Origin of the sequence: Streptomyces sp. NBC_01591, from assembly GCF_035918155.1 — a bacterium.
In the GTDB taxonomy this organism is placed as follows: domain Bacteria; phylum Actinomycetota; class Actinomycetes; order Streptomycetales; family Streptomycetaceae; genus Streptomyces.
In genome coordinates, this window is sequence record NZ_CP109327.1 from 7878796 (window position 1) to 7896059 (window position 17264).

General features: G+C 72.6%; 8 protein-coding genes. 7 read left to right on the top strand and 1 reads right to left on the bottom strand.

The genetic code is table 11. The annotated features are described in order from the left end of the window. Nucleotides 1-162 precede the first annotated feature (162 nt). The 7 genes from OG978_RS36460 (at nt 163) to OG978_RS36490 (ending at nt 15325) form a co-directional block, all read left to right on the top strand. Nucleotides 163-7059: an SDR family oxidoreductase gene (locus OG978_RS36460; protein WP_326769323.1), complete on the top strand. Its 6897-nt coding sequence runs from the start codon at nt 163-165 to the stop codon at nt 7057-7059. A gap of 44 nt (nt 7060-7103) precedes the next feature. Then, on the top strand, nt 7104-11582 hold the full coding sequence (locus OG978_RS36465) for a beta-ketoacyl synthase N-terminal-like domain-containing protein (RefSeq protein WP_326769324.1): 4479 nt from the start codon (nt 7104-7106) through the stop codon (nt 11580-11582). Further along, nucleotides 11579-11905: an acyl carrier protein gene (locus OG978_RS36470; RefSeq protein WP_326769325.1), complete on the top strand. Its 327-nt coding sequence runs from the start codon at nt 11579-11581 to the stop codon at nt 11903-11905. The genes OG978_RS36465 and OG978_RS36470 overlap by 4 nt, the downstream gene beginning before the upstream one ends. A 3-nt stretch (nt 11906-11908) precedes the next feature. Continuing rightward, nucleotides 11909-12736: an alpha/beta fold hydrolase gene (locus OG978_RS36475; RefSeq protein ID WP_326769326.1), complete on the top strand. Its 828-nt coding sequence runs from the start codon at nt 11909-11911 to the stop codon at nt 12734-12736. Continuing rightward, nucleotides 12733-13929 carry a glycosyltransferase gene (locus tag OG978_RS36480; RefSeq protein ID WP_326769327.1) on the top strand — a complete coding sequence of 399 codons (1197 nt, stop codon included), beginning with the start codon at nt 12733-12735 and terminating at the stop codon, nt 13927-13929. The genes OG978_RS36475 and OG978_RS36480 overlap by 4 nt, the downstream gene beginning before the upstream one ends. Then, nucleotides 13926-14129, top strand: a complete 204-nt coding sequence (locus tag OG978_RS36485) for a hypothetical protein (RefSeq protein WP_326769328.1) — start codon at nt 13926-13928, stop codon at nt 14127-14129. The genes OG978_RS36480 and OG978_RS36485 overlap by 4 nt, the downstream gene beginning before the upstream one ends. Before the next feature lie 128 nt (nt 14130-14257). Next, nucleotides 14258-15325, top strand: a complete 1068-nt coding sequence (locus OG978_RS36490) for a class I SAM-dependent methyltransferase (protein WP_326769329.1) — start codon at nt 14258-14260, stop codon at nt 15323-15325. Nucleotides 15326-15693: 368 nt separating this feature from the next. On the opposite strand, the gene OG978_RS36495 is transcribed toward OG978_RS36490, so the two are convergent. After that, entirely contained in the window at nt 15694-17055 is a 1362-nt protein-coding gene (locus tag OG978_RS36495; protein ID WP_326769330.1) for a hypothetical protein, read from the bottom strand. Between the last annotated feature and the right edge of the window lie 209 nt (nt 17056-17264).

Sequence of the window (17264 nt, forward strand, 5' to 3'; positions counted from 1 at the left end):
AACCTTGACCGGTGAGTAACCAGGCCACTACCTTTCAATCCGCTTCGAACACACGCTTCATATCGGCGTTCCGCGGTGGGCTTTTCCCTGCAGGAAGCCGGTGAGCCGCCTCGTCTGTACAGAACCCCCCACCGTGCAGTCTCACTCTTGATTCGGAGAACGATGAACTCCGCTGTGCGTTCCGAAGACATGATCATCGGCATCACCCCGTTAGGTGAGCCCGATGCCGGGCTCACCTTGGCGGTCTGCCGGGCCGGTGGTCTCGGCGTGCTCGACCTCGGGCCCGGCGACCGGAGGGCCCGCGAGGCCCTCGCTCAATTGCGGCGCACGGCTTCGGGCAGGTTCGGCGTCCGGGTCGACGCGCGTTGCCGACTCACCCCGGCCGACCTGGCTCCGGACGGTCCGCACACCGTGGTTCTCGCGGTCGCAGCGGCGGCCGGGGAAGCAGGTGCAGCCTGGACGATCGCCGGGCTCGCGGCGCGTTTTCGCGTGCTCGTCGAGGTCACCGGCCTGGAGGACGCACGGGACGCGTTACGCGCCGGGGCGCACGGTCTGATCGCTCGCGGCACCGAGTGCGGCGGCCGGATCGGCGAGTTGAGCACCTTCGTCCTGCTCCAGCGGCTCCTTGCCGCGCCCGAGGTGACCCGGCCCGTGTGGGCGTGCGGCGGCATCGGCCCGCGAACGGCCGCCGCCGCGGTGGCCGGTGGAGCGGCCGGCGTCGTCCTCGACGGCCAACTCGCGCTGCTCGCCGAGTCGGCGCTGCCCGAACCGGTCGCCGCCGCGCTGCGCACCATCGACGGCTCGGAAACCGTCGTCCGGGCCGGTCACCGTGTCCTGCTGCGGCGAGGCCCGGACGCCCCGCGCCTCGCGGAGGGTGCCGGGCCGCAGGAGGTGGCGGCGCTTCTGGGCGGGCGGGATCCGCTTACCCAACTGCTTCCGGTGGGCCAGGACGGCTTCCTCGCCGCCCGGTTCGCCGAGCGGTGGGGCGATGTGCGCCGAACGGTGCGCGCGTTGCGGGAAGCGGTGCTGGGCGCCGTCCGGGACGACACGGCCGCACGGGCGCTGCGGCCCGGGTCGCCGATGAGCCGGGCGCTCGGAACCCGGCTCCCCGTCGCCCAGGGGCCGATGACAAGGGTGAGCGACGGACCCGCTTTCGCCGCGGCGGTGGCAGCGGACGGAGCACTGCCCTTCCTCGCCCTGGCGCTGGCGGACGGCGCGCGGACGCGGACGATGCTGACCGAGGCACGGGACGCGGTGGACGGCCGGCCCTGGGGCGTGGGGGTCCTCGGCTTCGCGCCGGAGGACGTGCGTACGGCCCAGCTCGAGGCCGTACGGGACGTGCGGCCGACTCACGCGATCATCGCCGGTGGGCGGCCGTCCCAGGCGCAGGCCCTGGAGCAGGACGGCATCCGGACGTTTCTGCACGTGCCCTCACCGGGGTTGTTGCGGCAGTTCCTCCAAGCCGGGACACGCCGGTTCGTGTTCGAGGGCTCGGAGTGCGGCGGGCATGTGGGGCCGCGCGGCAGTTTCGCGCTCTGGGAGGCCCAACTGGCCGTCCTGGAGGATTTCCTGGAGAGCCACGAGGCCGAAGACCTCGAGGTGTTCTTCGCGGGCGGAGTGCACGACGAGCGGTCGGCGGCGATGGTCGCCGCTCTGGCCGCGCCGCTGACCGCGCGCGGTGCGGCCGTCGGTGTGTTGATGGGTACCGCGTATCTGTTCACCGAGGAGGCCGTATCCCGCGGGGCGGTCCGGCCGCTCTTCCAGCAGCAGGTCCTGGAGGCCGAGCGCACCACGCTGCTGGAGTCGGCGCCGGGGCACGCGACGCGGTGCGTGCCGAGCCCCTTCACCGCCGGCTACCGCGACCAGGAGGCCCGGCTACGCGCCGAGGGCGTGCCGGACCGGCGGATCTGGGAGGAACTGGAGAGGCTCAACGTCGGCCGGCTGCGCATCGCCAGCAAGGGCGTCGACCGATCCGCCGACGGCTGCCTCACGCCGGTCGACGAGCGGCGCCAGTTCGCCGAGGGGATGTTCATGGCCGGCGAGGTGGCCGTGCTGCGCTCGGTGACCACGACCGTCGCGGCGCTGCACGAGTCGGTGACCACCGGCGCCGCCGAGCACCTCACCCGGCGGACGGCGCAGGCGGCCCCGACGAGCGAGGTGCGGGAGCCGGTCGCGCCCGCTCCGCTCGACGTCGCCGTCGTCGGCATGGCGTGCATGTTCCCGCAGGCGCCCGACCTGCCTGCTTTCTGGGCGAACGTGGTCGCCGGAGTGGACGCGGTGAGCGAGGTCCCGCCCGAGCGCTGGGACCCGGCCGTCCATCATGGTGAGTCCACCCCTTCCAAGTGGGGAGGCTTCCTGCCCCGCATCCCCTTCGACCCGCTGCGCTACGGCATCCCGCCGACCTCTCTCGGTAGCACCGAACCGGTGCAGCTGCTGTCCCTGGAGGCCGCCCGGCGCGCTCTGGAGGACGCCGGATACGGCTACGGGGGACGGGAGTTCGACCGCTCCCGCACTTCCGTGGTGTTCGGCGCCGAGGCGGGCAGCGATCTGTCGAACGCGGCCACGCTGCGGGCGGTGATGCCCTCGTACTACGGTCGCGTCCCCGCAGGTCTGGACGACCAGCTCCCGAGACTCACCGAGGACTCCTTCCCCGGCATGCTCGCCAACGTCATCTCGGGCAGGATCGCCAACCGGCTCGATCTCGGCGGCGCCAACTACACCGTCGACGCCGCCTGCGCCTCGTCACTGGCCGCAGTGGACGTCGCCTGCAAGGAACTGGCCGGCGGCACCTCCGACGTGGTGTTGTGCGGTGGCGCCGACCTGCACAACGGTATCAACGACTATGTCCTGTTCTCCTCCGTGCACGCCCTGTCTCCCACCGGCCGCTCACGCGCCTTCGACGACTCGGCGGACGGCATCGCGCTCGGCGAGGGCATCGCCTGCGTTGTCCTCAAGCGGCTCGCGGACGCAGAGCGGGACGGCGACCGGATCTACGGCGTCATCAAAGGCCTGGGCTCCTCCAGCGACGGCCGCTCACTCGGTCTGACCGCGCCCAGGCCCGAGGGCCAGCGCTCGGCTCTGGAACGCGCCTATCGCAACGCCGGCGTCTCACCGGCCGACGTCGGTCTCGTCGAGGCGCACGGCACCGGTACGGTCGTTGGCGACCGTACCGAACTGCGCATCCTCAGCGAGGTGTTCACCGAGGCCGGGGCAGAACCGGGCGGCTGTGCGCTCGGTTCGGTGAAGTCGCAGATCGGCCACACCAAGTGCGCTGCCGGTCTCGCCGGAATGATCAAAACGCTGCTGGCTCTGTACACCGGCGTCCGGCCGCCCACCCTGCACGTCGAGAAGCCCAACCCGGCCTGGGAGGCGGACACCAGCCCCTTCGTCTTCCACGCCGAGGCCCGGCCATGGGCGGCGCCCGCGGAGGAACGGATCGCCGGAGTGAGCGCGTTCGGCTTCGGCGGGACCAACTTCCACGTGGTGCTGGCCGCTCACGCCGGTGGCGTACCGCCCGTGCGGGGACTGGACGCCTGGCCGGCCGAACTGTTCGTGTTCCGCGGACGGGACGAGGCCGCGACCCGCCGGGCGATGGAGGAGCTCCTCACAACCGCTCAGCCCCGGGACCGGTCGTGGCGGCTTCAGGACCTTGCGCTGAGCGCGGCCCGGCGGTCGGACGCCAGCGCGGACCCGGCCCGGGTCGCCATCGTGGCGACGGACGTGGACGACCTGGTCGAGAAGTTGCGGCGGGTTCTGGCCGACCCCGACGAGCACACTCCGACACGCGGCATCCACCGGGCCGGAACCGGCGACTCGGGCGGCGCCAAGGTGGCATTTCTCTTCCCCGGCCAGGGCAGCCAGCGCACCGGCATGCTCGCCGACCTGTTCGTCGCTCTTCCCGAGCTGCGCCCCTATCTGGAACTCGCCCGCGTCCACGCCGACACCCTGTATCCGCCCGCCGCCTTCGACGACACCGAACGCGAGCGGCAACGGGCCGCGCTGACCGACACCCGCGTGGCACAGCCCGCCCTCGGCGTCACGGGACTCGCCGCGCACGCCGTGCTCACCGCGGCCGGCGTGCAGCCGGACATGGCCGCCGGGCACAGCTACGGCGAGCTGGTGGCACTGTGCGCGGCCGGCGCACTGACCCCCGAGACGCTGCTGGAACTGAGCGCGGAGCGAGCGGCGGCGATCCTTCAAGCCGCGCAGTCCGCCCAGGGCGACGGGGGCGATCCCGGGACCATGGCCGCAGTCTCGGCCGGCGCCGAGGACGTGGCGCAGGCGCTCAAGGCGGCGTCCGCGCCGGACAGTGTTGTCGTCGCCAATCGCAACTCGCCCGGGCAGACGGTGATCTCGGGACCGACGGACGCCGTCGACGAGGCCGTCCGGCTGCTGCGCGAGGCCGGTCACGGTGCCAAGCGCATCCCCGTCGCCTGCGCGTTCCACAGCCCGCTGGTCGCCGCCGCCTCCGACCGGTTCGCCGAGGCGCTCGCGGCCCGGCCGGTGCACGCGCCCGAATTCCCGGTGTGGTCCAACCGCACGGCCACCCCGTACGCCGCTGACGGGGACGCGGTGCGGGCCGAACTCGCCGCCCAGATCGGTGCCCCGGTCGCCTTCGTCGAGCAGATCGAGGCGATGTACGAAGCCGGGGCACGCGTCTTCGTCGAAGCCGGCCCCGGCTCGGTTCTGACCCGGCTGGTCGGGCAGATCCTCAGCGATCGCCCGCACCGCACGGTGGCCTGCGAACCCCGTCCGGGCAGCGGCCTGCGCGGCTGGCTCGACGCTCTGGCCGAGCTCGCCGTCGCGGGGCTGCCGGTGCGCGCCGGGTGGCTGCTGCGCGGCCGGGACGCGGTGGACGCGGCACGTACCCCGGCGCCGAAGATCCCCGGATGGACGGTCGACGGACAACTGGTCCGCACCGCCGACGGCGCCCTCCTCACCGGTGCGCTCGCACCGGCCCGACGAGTCACGGAGACCCTGGAGACGACTGTGACGACGAATTCCCCGCACAGTGCCCCCTCCGACCAGGACACGCTCATCTCCGAATTCCTGCGCACCAGCCGGGAGATGATCGCCGCCCAACGGGACGTGCTGCTCACCTACCTCGGATCCGCCCCGGGCGCGCAGTCCGTCCCGTCCCAGGCGGCCCCGCAGGTGATCCAGGCCGTGCCGCAACTCCCCCCGGCGCAGCCGCCGATGAAGGACCCGGAACAGGGCACGCCGGCCACCGCCGTGGAGCCGGCAGCCGTGGAGGCCGCCGGAGCGGCCGACGTCCAGCGGGTCGTTCTGGAAATCATCAGCGAGCGCACCGGCTACCCCGTCGACATGATCGAGCCCGACCTCGACCTGGAGGCGGACCTCAGCATCGACTCCATCAAGCGGGCAGAGATCGCGGGCGAACTGGCCCGGCGCCTTGGTGCCGGGGCCGGCTCCGACCTCGCCGCGCTGGACGACGACGCGCTGGAGGAGCTGGCGAAGGCGCGGACGGCCGCCGCGGTGACCGACTGGCTGACCGCGCGGATGGGCGGGCCGGCCGAGCGGCCCGCCGTCCCGGCGGCGGTGGAGCCCGGACCGGACGCGGTCACCGCCGACCCCCCCGGACGGCACCTCCTGCGCCCGGTCCTCCTCGACGAACGGGCCGACGCCCGCACCGACCCGTCGTCCGCTCTCGCGGGCACCCGCTGGATCCTGCTCGGCGACGCCCCCGAGGTCGCCGCCCGCCTGGCGTCCCACGGCGCCGAAGTCGGCGCACGGGCCCGGGACCACGTCCTGACGGAGACCGACGGCCCGGTGGACGGCGTGCTGTGGTTGGGGGCCCTCGCGGGCACCGACGACTTGCCCTTGCTGCCCGCCTCGTTCCCCGTGCTGAAGGCCGCCCTGGCACGCGCCCCGCGATGGCTGCTGGCCGTCCGGCCCGCCGACGCTGAGGCGCCCGACCCCCGGACCGCGGGGCTGCGAGGTCTGTTCCGGACCGTGGTGCACGAGTATCCACAGACGGTGGCCCGGATCGTCGAGGTCGCCGACGCCTCGCCGTCCGCGCTCGCGCACGCCGTGGTCGCCGAGGCCGTCGCGTCGGACCGGACGCCGGTCGTGCTGCGGACGGCGGCAGGCCGGCACGGGTTCGAACTGGTGGCGGCGCCGCTCGGCGTGCTCGGCAGCACGGGCGCCGGACCGGCCGGGGCGGGCACCTCGGAGGCCACGGCGCTCGGCCTGGACCAGGACTCGGTGGTGCTGCTGGCCGGAGGGGCGCGAGGCATCACCGCACAGTTCGCCGCCGTGCTCGCCGGCACCGCACGCTGCCGTCTGGAACTGCTCGGCCGCACTCCCGCCCCGGACGGTCCGGAGGCCGAGGACACCGCGTCCGCGCGTACCCCGGCCGAGCTGCGCGCTGCACTCGCCGCCCGCGGCGGACTGAAGCCGGCCGAGATCAACCGCGCCGCCGAACTGTTGCTTGCCCAGCGGGAGATCACGGCCACCCTGACCGAAATCACCGCATTGGGCGGCCGGGCCCGCTACCGATCGGTCGACTTCCGCGAACCGGACGCGGTACTGCAGGCGGTGAAGGAGATCCATGCCGAGCACGGCCGGCTCGACGGCGTGGTGCACGCGGCCGGTGTGATCGAGGACCGGCTCATCGCCGAGAAGAGCACGGAGTCCTTCCGACGTGTCTACGCCACGAAGGCGACCGGCGCCGACGCCCTGCTCACCGCATTGGAGGAACTGCCCGCACCGCCCGCGTTCACCGTGCTGTTCGGCTCGATATCGGCCGTCCTGGGAAATCGCGGCCAGGTGGACTACGCGGCCGCCAACGACGCGCTGGAGACCCTCGGCGCGGCGTTCGCCGCCCGCACCGGACGGCGCGCGGTGACTGTGCACTGGGGCCCCTGGGCGCCCTCGGCCGATCACACCGGCATGATCGGGGCCGAGCTGGCCCGGGAGTACGCCCGGCGCGGCATCCGGCTGATCGATCCGGAGGAGGGGACCGCGGCGCTGCTGCGGGAGCTCGCCTGGGGCGAGGAGTCCGCCACCGCCGTTGTCTACACCGCCTCGGGCTGGTGACGGTCGTGGTGGCGCCGCCCCGACACGGTCTCAGCACCCAGGTCATGGCCGCACGACAAGTGCCGGTGGCCATCGTCGGGATGGCGGTGCTGCTGCCGGGCGCTGCGGACCTGGATGCCTACTGGCGCAACCTGCGCGACGGCGTGGACGCGATCGGCGCGGTACCGGACGGGCGTTGGGACGCCGAGTACTACCACCCGGGCACCGCTTCCGACCCGGCCGTCGCGAACCAGGTCTACGCCCGCCGCGGCGGGTTCGTGGACGGGCTCGCGCAGGTGGAGGTCACCCGGTTCGGGATCATGCCGAACTCGGTGGCCGGTACCGAACCCGACCAGCTCATCGCCCTGCACGTGGCTTCGGCCGCCCTCGATGACGCGGGCGGCACGGATCGCCTTCCCGACCGGGGCCGGGTCGGCGTCGTTCTGGGCAGGGGCGGCTATCTCACGCCCGGCCTGGTCCGGCTCGATCAGCGAGTCCGCACGGCCAGCCAACTGCTCCGCACACTGGCGGAGTTGCTCCCGGACCTGACGGGAGACCAACTCGGAAGAGTGCGCCAGGCGTTCACCGAGCGTCTCGGTCCGGACAGCCCCGAGTCCGCGATCGGCCTGGTGCCCAATCTCGCCGCCTCCCGGGTCGCCAACCGGCTCGATCTACGCGGGCCCGCGTACACGGTGGACGCCGCCTGCGCCTCCTCACTGGTCGCCGTGGACCAGGCCGTGGGCGAACTCGCCTCCGGGCGGTGCGACGTGATGCTCGCCGGCGGCGTCCACCACTGCCACGACATCACGCTGTGGAGCGTCTTTTCCCAGCTGCGCGCACTCTCCCCCAGCCAGCGCATCCGGCCCTTCCACCGGGACGCCGACGGCATCCTGATCGGTGAGGGGACGGGCGTTGTCGTCCTCAAGCGGCTGGCCGACGCCGAGCGTGCCGGAGACCGGATCTACGCCGTGGTCCGGGGTACCGGCGTGGCGAGCGACGGACGGGTGGCCGGTCTCATGAACCCCGAGCCCGGTGGTCAGGCGCAGGCGGTACGGCAGGCGTGGCGGGCGGCCGGACTCGACCCCGCCGAGCCGGGCTCGGTCGGCCTGCTGGAGGCGCACGGCACCGCGACCCCGGCAGGCGACAGCGCCGAACTCGCCACACTCGCCGAGGTGTTCGGCCCTGGAGACGGTGACGCGGTACTGGGTTCGGTCAAGTCGATGATCGGGCATGCCATGCCGGCCGCCGGGGTCGCCGGTCTGGTCAAGGCCGCGCTCGCCGTCCACCACCGCACACTCCTTCCGACATTGCACTGCGACGACCCGCACCCCGCCCTGGCCCGCACCCGGTTCCGCACACTGGAGAAGGCCGCCGACTGGGAGACCACCGCGCACAGGCCCGTTCGCCGGGCCGCGGTCAACGCGTTCGGCTTCGGCGGGATCAACGCGCATGTGGTGCTGGAGGAGGCCCCGGGCGTGCGCAGGTCCCGCGCGAGCATGCCGGCCCGCCCGGTCCTTGAGGTCGCCGAACCCGAGCACGTCCTGCTGCTCGCGGCCGACTCCCCGGCGCGCCTCGCCGCCCTGCTGGACGCCGACGACGACACCGTACGGGCTGCCGGCCTCGCCCCCGGCCACCCGCACCCGGAGGCGGGCCCCGCCCGTATCGGCATCGTCGACCCGACCGCCAAACGGCTCGCTCTGGCCCGCCGCGCGGTCGCCCGGCAGCGAGGATGGCACGGACGCGGTGACGTCTGGTTCCGGCCGAACCCCCTCCTGGGCGCCGGCCACGGCGGACTGGCATTCCTGTTCCCGGGTCTGGAGGGCGAGTTCACCCCGCAGGTCGACGACGTGGCCGCCCGTTTCGGTCTGCGTGCCCCCGCAGTCGACGGAAACCGGACCGGCGACGTGGGCCGGCACGGTTTCGGCGTGGTCGCCGTCGGCCGCCTCCTCGACGCGGCGCTGCGCCGCAGTGGGATCGTGCCGGACGCGGTCGCCGGACACAGCGTCGGCGAGTGGACGGCCATGGCGGCGGCCGGGCTGTATTCCGGGGACGAGGTCGACGCGTTCATGGCCGCCTTCGACCCCGCCTCGGTGACGGTCCCCGGTCTCGCCTTCGGCGCGATCGGCGCCTCCGCCGAGCACGTCCTGGCCGCCCTGCGCGACGAGGGCGGGAGCCGGGCGGGCCTGGTCCTCTCCCACGACAACTCACCCGGTCAGTCGATGGTGTGCGGTCCGCAGGCGGCGGTGGAGGACTTCGTACGGGCGCGTCGCGCCCAGGGCGTCCTCAGCCAGGTTCTGCCGTTTCGCTCAGGCTTCCACACGCCGATGCTGCGCCCCCATCTCGGACCGATCGAGGAGGCCGCCCGCCGGTTCCGGCTGCATCCGCCGCACACCCCGCTCTGGTCGGGCACGACCGCCGCGCCGTTCCCCGAGGACGAGACGGGGATCCGGGCTCTTTTCGTCCGGCATCTGCTGGAACCCGTGCGGTTCCGGCAGCTGACCGAGGCCCTGAACGCGGCCGGTCACCGGGTGTTCGTCCAGGTCGGGCCCGGTCAGCTCGGCTCCCTCGTGAGCGACACCCTGGGCGGTCGCGACCACCTGGTGGTCGCCGCCAACTCGCCCCACCGCACCGGCCTCGCCCAGTTGCGCCGGGTGGCCACCGCGCTGTGGACGGCGGGTTCGACGGTGGCGCCCTCCTTGCAACCCGTCGAGGCGGCGACCACGTATCGACGGCCACCGGTGCGACTGGACTTGAGCGGTGCTCTGGTGTCCCTCTCGCCCCAGCGGCTCCCCGCGCTGCGGGCCGAGCTGCGGGCGCCCGCGTGTGCGCCGGTCCCGGTCGGCTCGTCGCCCCTGGACTCACTCGCCGAGAGCTCCCCGGTGGCCGCCGAACTGAGCGCCCTGCTGAGCGAGACTGCGGACACGGCAGCCGCCCTCATGTCCGCGAGGGCGAGGACGTCTGAGCCGGCCCCGTCCGCCGGGTCGCGGCACACGACCGTCCACGTCTCGACCGACACCATGCCCTACCTCCTGGACCACTGCTTCTTCCCTCAGCGGCCAGGCTGGCCCGAAGTCGCCGACCGGTGGCCGGTCGTCCCGGCCACGACGATCGTGCAGCACATCGTGGACGCCGCGCAGAAGACGGTCCCCGGCGGGCTGCCGGTCGCCGTGCACGGCGCGCGGTTCGACGAGTGGCTCACCGCCACCCCGGCCGTCGACGTGCCCGTGACCGTGACGCCGAAGGGCGCGGGCCTTCTCGCCGTCTCCTTCGGCCCGCGGGCCCGCGCCACCGTGGAGCTCGCCGCCGCGTACCCCGCCCCGCCCCCCGCTCCATGGGCCACCGATCCCGGAACCGAGCACGCCCCCGACCACACCGCTGCCCAGCTCTACGCCGAGCGCTGGATGTTCCACGGCCCGGCGTTCCAGGGCGTCAGCGAACTCACCGCGATCGGCGACCGCCATGTGCGCGGACGTCTCACCACCCCTTCCGCGCCCGGCGCGCTGCTGGACAACGTCGGCCAGATCCTCGGCTACTGGATCATGGCGACCCGTTCCGAGCGCACTGTCGTGTTCCCGGTCGGGATGCGGGAGATGCGGTTCTACGGGCCGCATCCGGCGCCGGGCACAGAGGTGGAATGTCTGGTGCGCGTCACCTCGCTCACCGACGCCTTTCTGGAGGCCGACGTACAGCTGAGGGCCGGGGGCACCGTGTGGGCGGAGCTGTACGGCTGGCAGGACCGCCGCTTCGACAACGACCCGCAGACCCGGCCCGTCGAGCGCTTCCCGGATCGCAACACCCTGTCCGAGCCGCGCCCCGGCGGCTGGCGGCTGCTGCACGAGAGGTGGCCGGACCTGGCGTCCCGGGAGCTGATCATGCGTAACTCCCTGGGCAGTGCGGAGCGCGCGGAGTACGCGCGGCACGCGCCACGCGGGCGCCGGCAGTGGCTGCTGGGGCGCATCGCGGTCAAGGACTCGGTGCGGCAGTGGCTGTGGGACCACGGCGAGGGCCCCGTCTTCCCGGCGGAACTGCGGGTGCACAACGACGAGACGGGCCGTCCGTACGTCACCGGCGTGCACGGGCGGGTCCTGCCCCCGTTGGACGTCTCGCTGGCCCACTGCGCGGAGGCGGCCGTCGCGATCGTCCGACCGCACCGGACCGGCCCCGGCCCCGGCATCGACATCGAGGAGGTCACCGATCGCACCCCGCAGGCCCTCGCCGCCGTCCTCGACGGGGACGAGCTGCGGCTGCTGCACCGCCTGTCGGCCGACACCGGCGAGAGCGAGGCCCTGTGGTTCACCCGTTTCTGGGCGGCCAAGGAGTCCGTCGCGAAGGCGGAGGGCACCGGATTCGGCGGCCGGCCACGGGACTTCACCGTGCTCGACGCGACACCGGCCGGCGACCGGCTGACCGTCGCGGGCCGCCTGGAACGCGCCTACACCGTGCACTGCGTGCCGGCCACCAACCCGCCCCGGCTGCCGGAGCGCGCGTACGCAGTGGCATGGACGACCGGAAACCTGACCGCTAAGGAGTACGACGCCCGATGACAGCTCCCACCCCCCGTATCCCCGTCACCGCCGACGAGGAGTCCGTCCTCGCCGACCTCACCGGCATGCTGGCGCGGCTCCTGGAGGACGAGTACGGCCTCGACGACGTCGAGATCGGCATGAGGACGACCTTCAACCGTGACCTGGAGCTGGAGAGCATCGACCTCGTCACCCTGGCCGGGCTGCTCCAGGAGCGGTACGGGGACCGGGTCAACTTCGCAGAGTTCCTGGCCGGTATGGAGTTCGACGAGATCATCGAGCTGACCGTCGGACGGCTGGTCGAGTACGTCGTGACCAGTCTGAAGGCCGGGGAGGCGAGCTGAGCCATGGTGATGGTCGACACCGGCGCCGTCCGGTTGCACGTACAGCGGATCGGTCCCCGGGAGGGCCGGCCGGCCATCGCCACCGTGGTGCTGGTGCACGGTCTGCTCACCGACAGCCTGGCCAGCTACTACTTCACCGTCGCGCCCGCGTTCGCGGCCGCCGGTCTCGATGTCGTCATGTACGACCTGCGCGGCCACGGGCGCAGTGAACGCCCTGCCGAGGGCTACACGGTCGAGCACAACATCGACGACCTGGAGGCGCTGCTCGACCGGCTGGCGGTGACCGGTCCGGTGCATCTGGTCGGCAACTCCTTCGGTGGCACGATCGCGTTCGGCTTCGCGGCCCGGCGCCCCGAGCGGGCGGCGAGCGTCAGTCTCATCGAGTCCGAACCGGCCACCGCCGCCTGGGCGGAGAAGCTGGGGGGCATCCTGGACCGCGTCGTGACCCAGCTCGCCCACAACGAGCCCGACGCGATCGCCTGGATCAGCACCCACCGCGGGCACAACACCGCGCGCCTGGCCAAGGGTGCGGCCCGACTGGCCCGTGACACCACCCTCGGCCGGGACATCCCGGCCAGCAGCGCCCTGACGGCCGGCCAGATCGCGGCAGTGCGCTGTCCGGTGCTCGGCCTGTACGGCGGCGACTCCGATCTCGCCGAACTCGCGCCCTGGCTGGCGTCAGCGCTTCCGGACTGCCGGACCGTGGTGATCCCGGGGCACGAGCACTCGGTCCTGGTGGAGGCCTCCGGGACGGTCGGCGGGCACATCCTGGCGCTCGTCGAGGAGGCCGGCCGCACCACAGGGCGGGTGGCGGCGGAGGTGGCCGGGTGAGCCGCTTCCTCTTCGTCGTTCCGCCCCTGGTCGGGCACATCAACCCGACCGTCGGTGTCGCCGCCGAACTCGTCGCGTCAGGACATGCGGTGGCGTGGGTGTGTCCCGATCCGGCGCTGGTCAGCCGACTCGCGGGCCCCGGGGCCGGGCCCGTCATGGCGTGCGCCGGGGCGCCGCAAGGTGAGCGGCCGGCGGAGCTGCGCGGTCCGGAGGCGCTGAAGTTCCTGTGGGAGCGGTATCTGCTGCCGCTGGCCGAGGCGATGGCCCCGGGTGTCCGGGCCGCTGTCGAGGCGTTCCGGCCGGACGTCGTCGTCGCCGACCAGCAGGCATTCGCGGGCGCGCTGATCGCGGAGCGGCTGGGCCTGCCGTGGGCGACCTCGGCGACCACGTCGGCCGAGTTCACCGACCCCCTCGCCGGGCTTCCCAAGGTCGGCCAGTGGTTGCAGCGGCGGCTGGGCGCGCTCCGGGAGGCCGTCGGGGATCCGGCGGGCACGGCCGACCCCCGCTTCTCACCGCATCTCGTCCTCGCTTTCAGCACACCTGAGTTGGCGGGTTCGGCGCACGACGGGGTCTGCTGGGTCGGTCCGTCGATCACGGCGCGTCCGTCCACCGCCGCCTTCCCGTGGGAATGGATCGACGCCGGCCGCACCACCGTCCTGGTCACATTGGGCACGGCGAACACCGATGTCGGCGGCCGGTTCCTCGACGTGTGCCGGAGCGCGCTGCGGGAGCGGGCCGACCGGGTGCAGGCGGTGATCGTCGATCCCGGTGGCGTGCTCTCGGCGCGGGACGGCGACAAGGATGTGCTGATCGTGCCGTCCGTGCCGCAACTCTCCCTTCTGGAAAGAGGCGTTGGCGCAGTCGTCTGCCATGCCGGCCACAACAGTGTGTGCGAGGCGCTGTGGCACGGGGTTCCACTTGTGGTGGCTCCCATCCGCGATGACCAGCCGGTGGTGGCCGGACAGGTCGTGGACGCCGGGGCAGGGGTGCGGGTGCGGTTCGGGCGGGTCACGGTCCAGAAGCTGGTCTCGGCGGTCGACTCCGTCCTGGACGACACCGGATACCGCGTCGAGGCCCACCGGATCCGTACGGCGTTCCGTTCCGCGGGCGGGGCCCGTGCCGCCGCGCTCCGGCTCGGCGAACTGGACGAGTCCTTCCGGAAGCCTGCGGGCATGAAGGGAGGATGCTCGTGATCATCTGTGACGGCGAAGCCGGACACCACGGCGACCGCACTCCACAGCCCAGCCGGTCGTCGTCGAGCACTTCCGCCTCGAACCCGAAGATCTCCTCGACCGCGTACTCACCGGCCCAGTCGCCCACCCTCCGCAGCGGGGCGCGCGCGGTCAGCCGGTTGGCCCTCAGTGTCTCGACGATCTCGCTGTGCGTCAGGTGAGCAATGTCGCGGCCCGGGAAGGCTCCGCCATCTCCCACCCGAGCGGCCACGACTTCGACAGACACTCTCGCGCACTGCGAATCAGCCGATGCAACGCCACGACGTACGGCAACAGCCAGGGAGTTCAGATGAGCGAAGATACCGAGTCCGCTGTCCGGATCGCCCGGCTGCGGCCCGCCTATCAGGCGGACATCGCCGCCGGCTGGGAGAGCCTCTTCGAGCCGCGCCGCACCAACTGCCCATGGTGCGGTTCGCAGGAGCTGACCACCCGGCTGCGCACCACCGACCTGCTCCAGCACAAGCCGGGCCGTTTCGTTCTCGACCGCTGCGAGGGCTGTGGTCACACCTTTCAGAACCCTCGACTGAACGCGCAGGGACTGGATTTCTACTATCGGGACTTCTACGACGGGCTCGGCGAGAAGAAACTCGGTGACACCTTCGGGGGCCGTACCAAGATGTACCGGGGGCGGGCTGAGTCGATGCTGCCGTACGACTCCGCGCCGAAGAGATGGCTGGACGTCGGGACCGGGCACGGCCACTTCTGCGAGGCTGCGCGGGTGGTGCTGCCCCACACCGTATTCGACGGCCTTGACTTCACCGACGGCGTCGAACTGGCTGAGCGGGAGGGCCGGGTGGACCGTGGTCACCGAGGCAGTTTTCCCGACCTCGCACCCGAACTGGGCAGCCACTACGACGTGGTGAGCATGTTTCACTACCTGGAGCACAGTACTGAGCCCGATCGTGAACTGCGCGCCGCATGGGAGACGGTACGGCCCGGCGGGCATCTCCTCATCGAGGTGCCGGACCCTGAGAGCCGCTGTGCGAGGCTGCTGGGCCGTTGGTGGCTGCCCTGGCTCCAGCCGCAGCACCTGCACTTCGTCCCGGTGGCCAATCTGCGGGAGCGGCTCACGGAGATGGGCTTCACAGTGGTCGCCGAGCAGCATGCCGAGCCGCACGACCCGGTCGACCTGCTGGCCGCCGTATGGCTGGCGCTGAACCATGTGGCACCGCGCGACGATGTGCCGTGGCTGCCCGAGCCACCGAGTCGGCTGCGCCGCACGCTGCGCGGGGTGCTGCTGGTCGCCGGCATTCCGGCGCTGGTGGTGGGCACCCTGCTCGACCGGTTCGTGGTGCGGCCGCTGTCGTACCGGCTTCGGGTGTCGAACGCGTATCGGATCGTGGCCCGGCGCAACTGACGGGCGGGGCGAGGTGTCGTCTCGACCCCGGCTGCTCGGCGCAGTTCCCCGAACTGACGGCCCTATAGAAGAAGAGGCCCGCGACCTGCGAGGATGTGAGCGTCGCGGTCATATGCGGTGCAGGGGAAAGGGGCGAGACGCCTGAGGCCAGATTTCGCGCTGGGCATGTCCCAGCCCGCCAGCACGGCCCACTTGGCACCGGTCACCGACAACGGCGGACTCGTCGGATTTGGACGGCTCGCGCCAAACCAACGACGTACCTCCGACTCAGGCCACTGGTATGCCAGAGGTACTTCGTCAAGGGCCTCATCGGCGGAGCCACTCAGGGTGAGCCCCACCGCCGCCGGACGAAGCCCAGGCTCCCTTGATCACGTTGCCAGGACGCGTCCGGCGGCGATGGCTGATGCGACGGTGCCGCCGATGACGACGGCCCAGGCGGCGATGACCGGGATGCGGGTGCTCCAGGTGCGCAGCACGGGCGAGTTCGAGGCTCGGGCGAGGAAGGCATCGCGACCGCGCAGTACCACGAGGCCGACGCCGGTCAGGGTCAGTGCCATGCCGGCGCCGAACGCCACCACCATGGCGATCGCCGTGCCGATCCGGCCGGTCAGCAGTCCGCTGAGGAGGACGAGGAACGCCGACGGGGAGGGGAGCAGGCCGCCGGACGTGCCGAGCAGCAGGATGCCGCGCCAGGTGAGCAGAGACGTGGACGTCGGGATGTGGTGGCTGTGGCTGTGGCCGTGGTGGTGTTCGTGGTCATGCCCGTGGTCGTGGTGGTGTCCATGGCTGTGGCCGTGCTTGCGGTTGGTCAGGTGGCGCCGGAGCAGGCCGATGCCCACGGCGACGACGATCAGGGCTGCGGTCAGCTGAAGCCAGTTGGTCACCGCTGCGACGTCCGGTGCTTGCTGGGCGGCGAGCCACCAGCCCACGGCGAGTGCGGTGACCGATGCGGTGTGCATGACGGCCACGATGGCGCCGAGCCACACCGCGTCCCGCGCTCTGCCCTGGCCGCCTACGAGGTATCCGGCCGCGAGTGACTTCCCGTGGCCGGGGGCGCAGGCGTGGAAGGCGCCCACTGCTGCCGAGATGAGAAGGGCCAGCGGCAGTACGACGCCGTGGTCCAGCAGTGCTTCAAGGTCCGTGGTCCACACGGTCGTCGGCGCCGTGGATGCGGTGGCGGCGGAGCCGGCTCCGCCGAGGGCGAGGGTAAGGGTGGGGTCGCTTGCTGTGTGCAGGCCGCCGCCGCCCTTCTTTGTCACGGAGATCGTGCGATAGGCCGGGTTGACGTCGGTCAGTGCGGTGATGGTCAGGGCGACCGTGTCCACGGGTTCGGGGCAGGTGTAGTGGATCAGGGCGCCCTTGCTCGCGAGCCGTGCAGTGTCCACCGCCCCGAACCGGCATGCGCGGCCGTCCTGGTGCACGGTGATGTGCGAGCCGAGGTAGGCCGCCTCGTTCCCCTTGGCTGCCTGGTGCAGGACGTCCAGGTCGTCCTGCTGGGCCGACCAGGTGATGTCGACGGTGCGGCCTTCGGCCCTGACCTGGGCGACCGGCGGTGTGCCGAAGGGGTGCGCCCCGGCCGTGCCTGCGGCGCCGAGCAGCGCCAGTGCGGCGGCCAGGCCGATCAGCACGAGACGGGCGGCGTGGGTGAGGGTGGTGTGGAGGGTGTGCACAGCGGTGGTCCCGTCGGGAGTGGAACGCCGCGCGTTGCCTCCCCGGGCGGGGAGAGGCAACGCGCGGACGGTGGGTCAACGGCCGTTACCGCACAGGTGGCGGGCGGCCAGTGCACATCACCCTCGGCTTGACAGTCCTTCGGTCTGCCACGAGCCCGACCTGAGGTCTACGTGTGCCGAGGATGATGTGCGCACATCACTGGTGGAAACCGGATCCGACTCACGCGGCGGCATGTGGCCAACCGCGCGGGTGAGATCGGACCAGCGGC

Excerpts from the sequence above, each read along its gene's own strand:
- OG978_RS36460 (WP_326769323.1), top strand. The coding sequence starts at position 163 with ATGAACTCCGCTGTGCGTTCCGAAGACATGATCATCGGCATCACCCCG.
- OG978_RS36465 (WP_326769324.1), top strand. The coding sequence starts at position 7,104 with ATGGCCGCACGACAAGTGCCGGTGGCCATCGTCGGGATGGCGGTGCTG.
- OG978_RS36470 (WP_326769325.1), top strand. The coding sequence starts at position 11,579 with ATGACAGCTCCCACCCCCCGTATCCCCGTCACCGCCGACGAGGAGTCC.
- OG978_RS36475 (WP_326769326.1), top strand. The coding sequence starts at position 11,909 with ATGGTGATGGTCGACACCGGCGCCGTCCGGTTGCACGTACAGCGGATC.
- OG978_RS36490 (WP_326769329.1), top strand. The coding sequence starts at position 14,258 with ATGAGCGAAGATACCGAGTCCGCTGTCCGGATCGCCCGGCTGCGGCCC.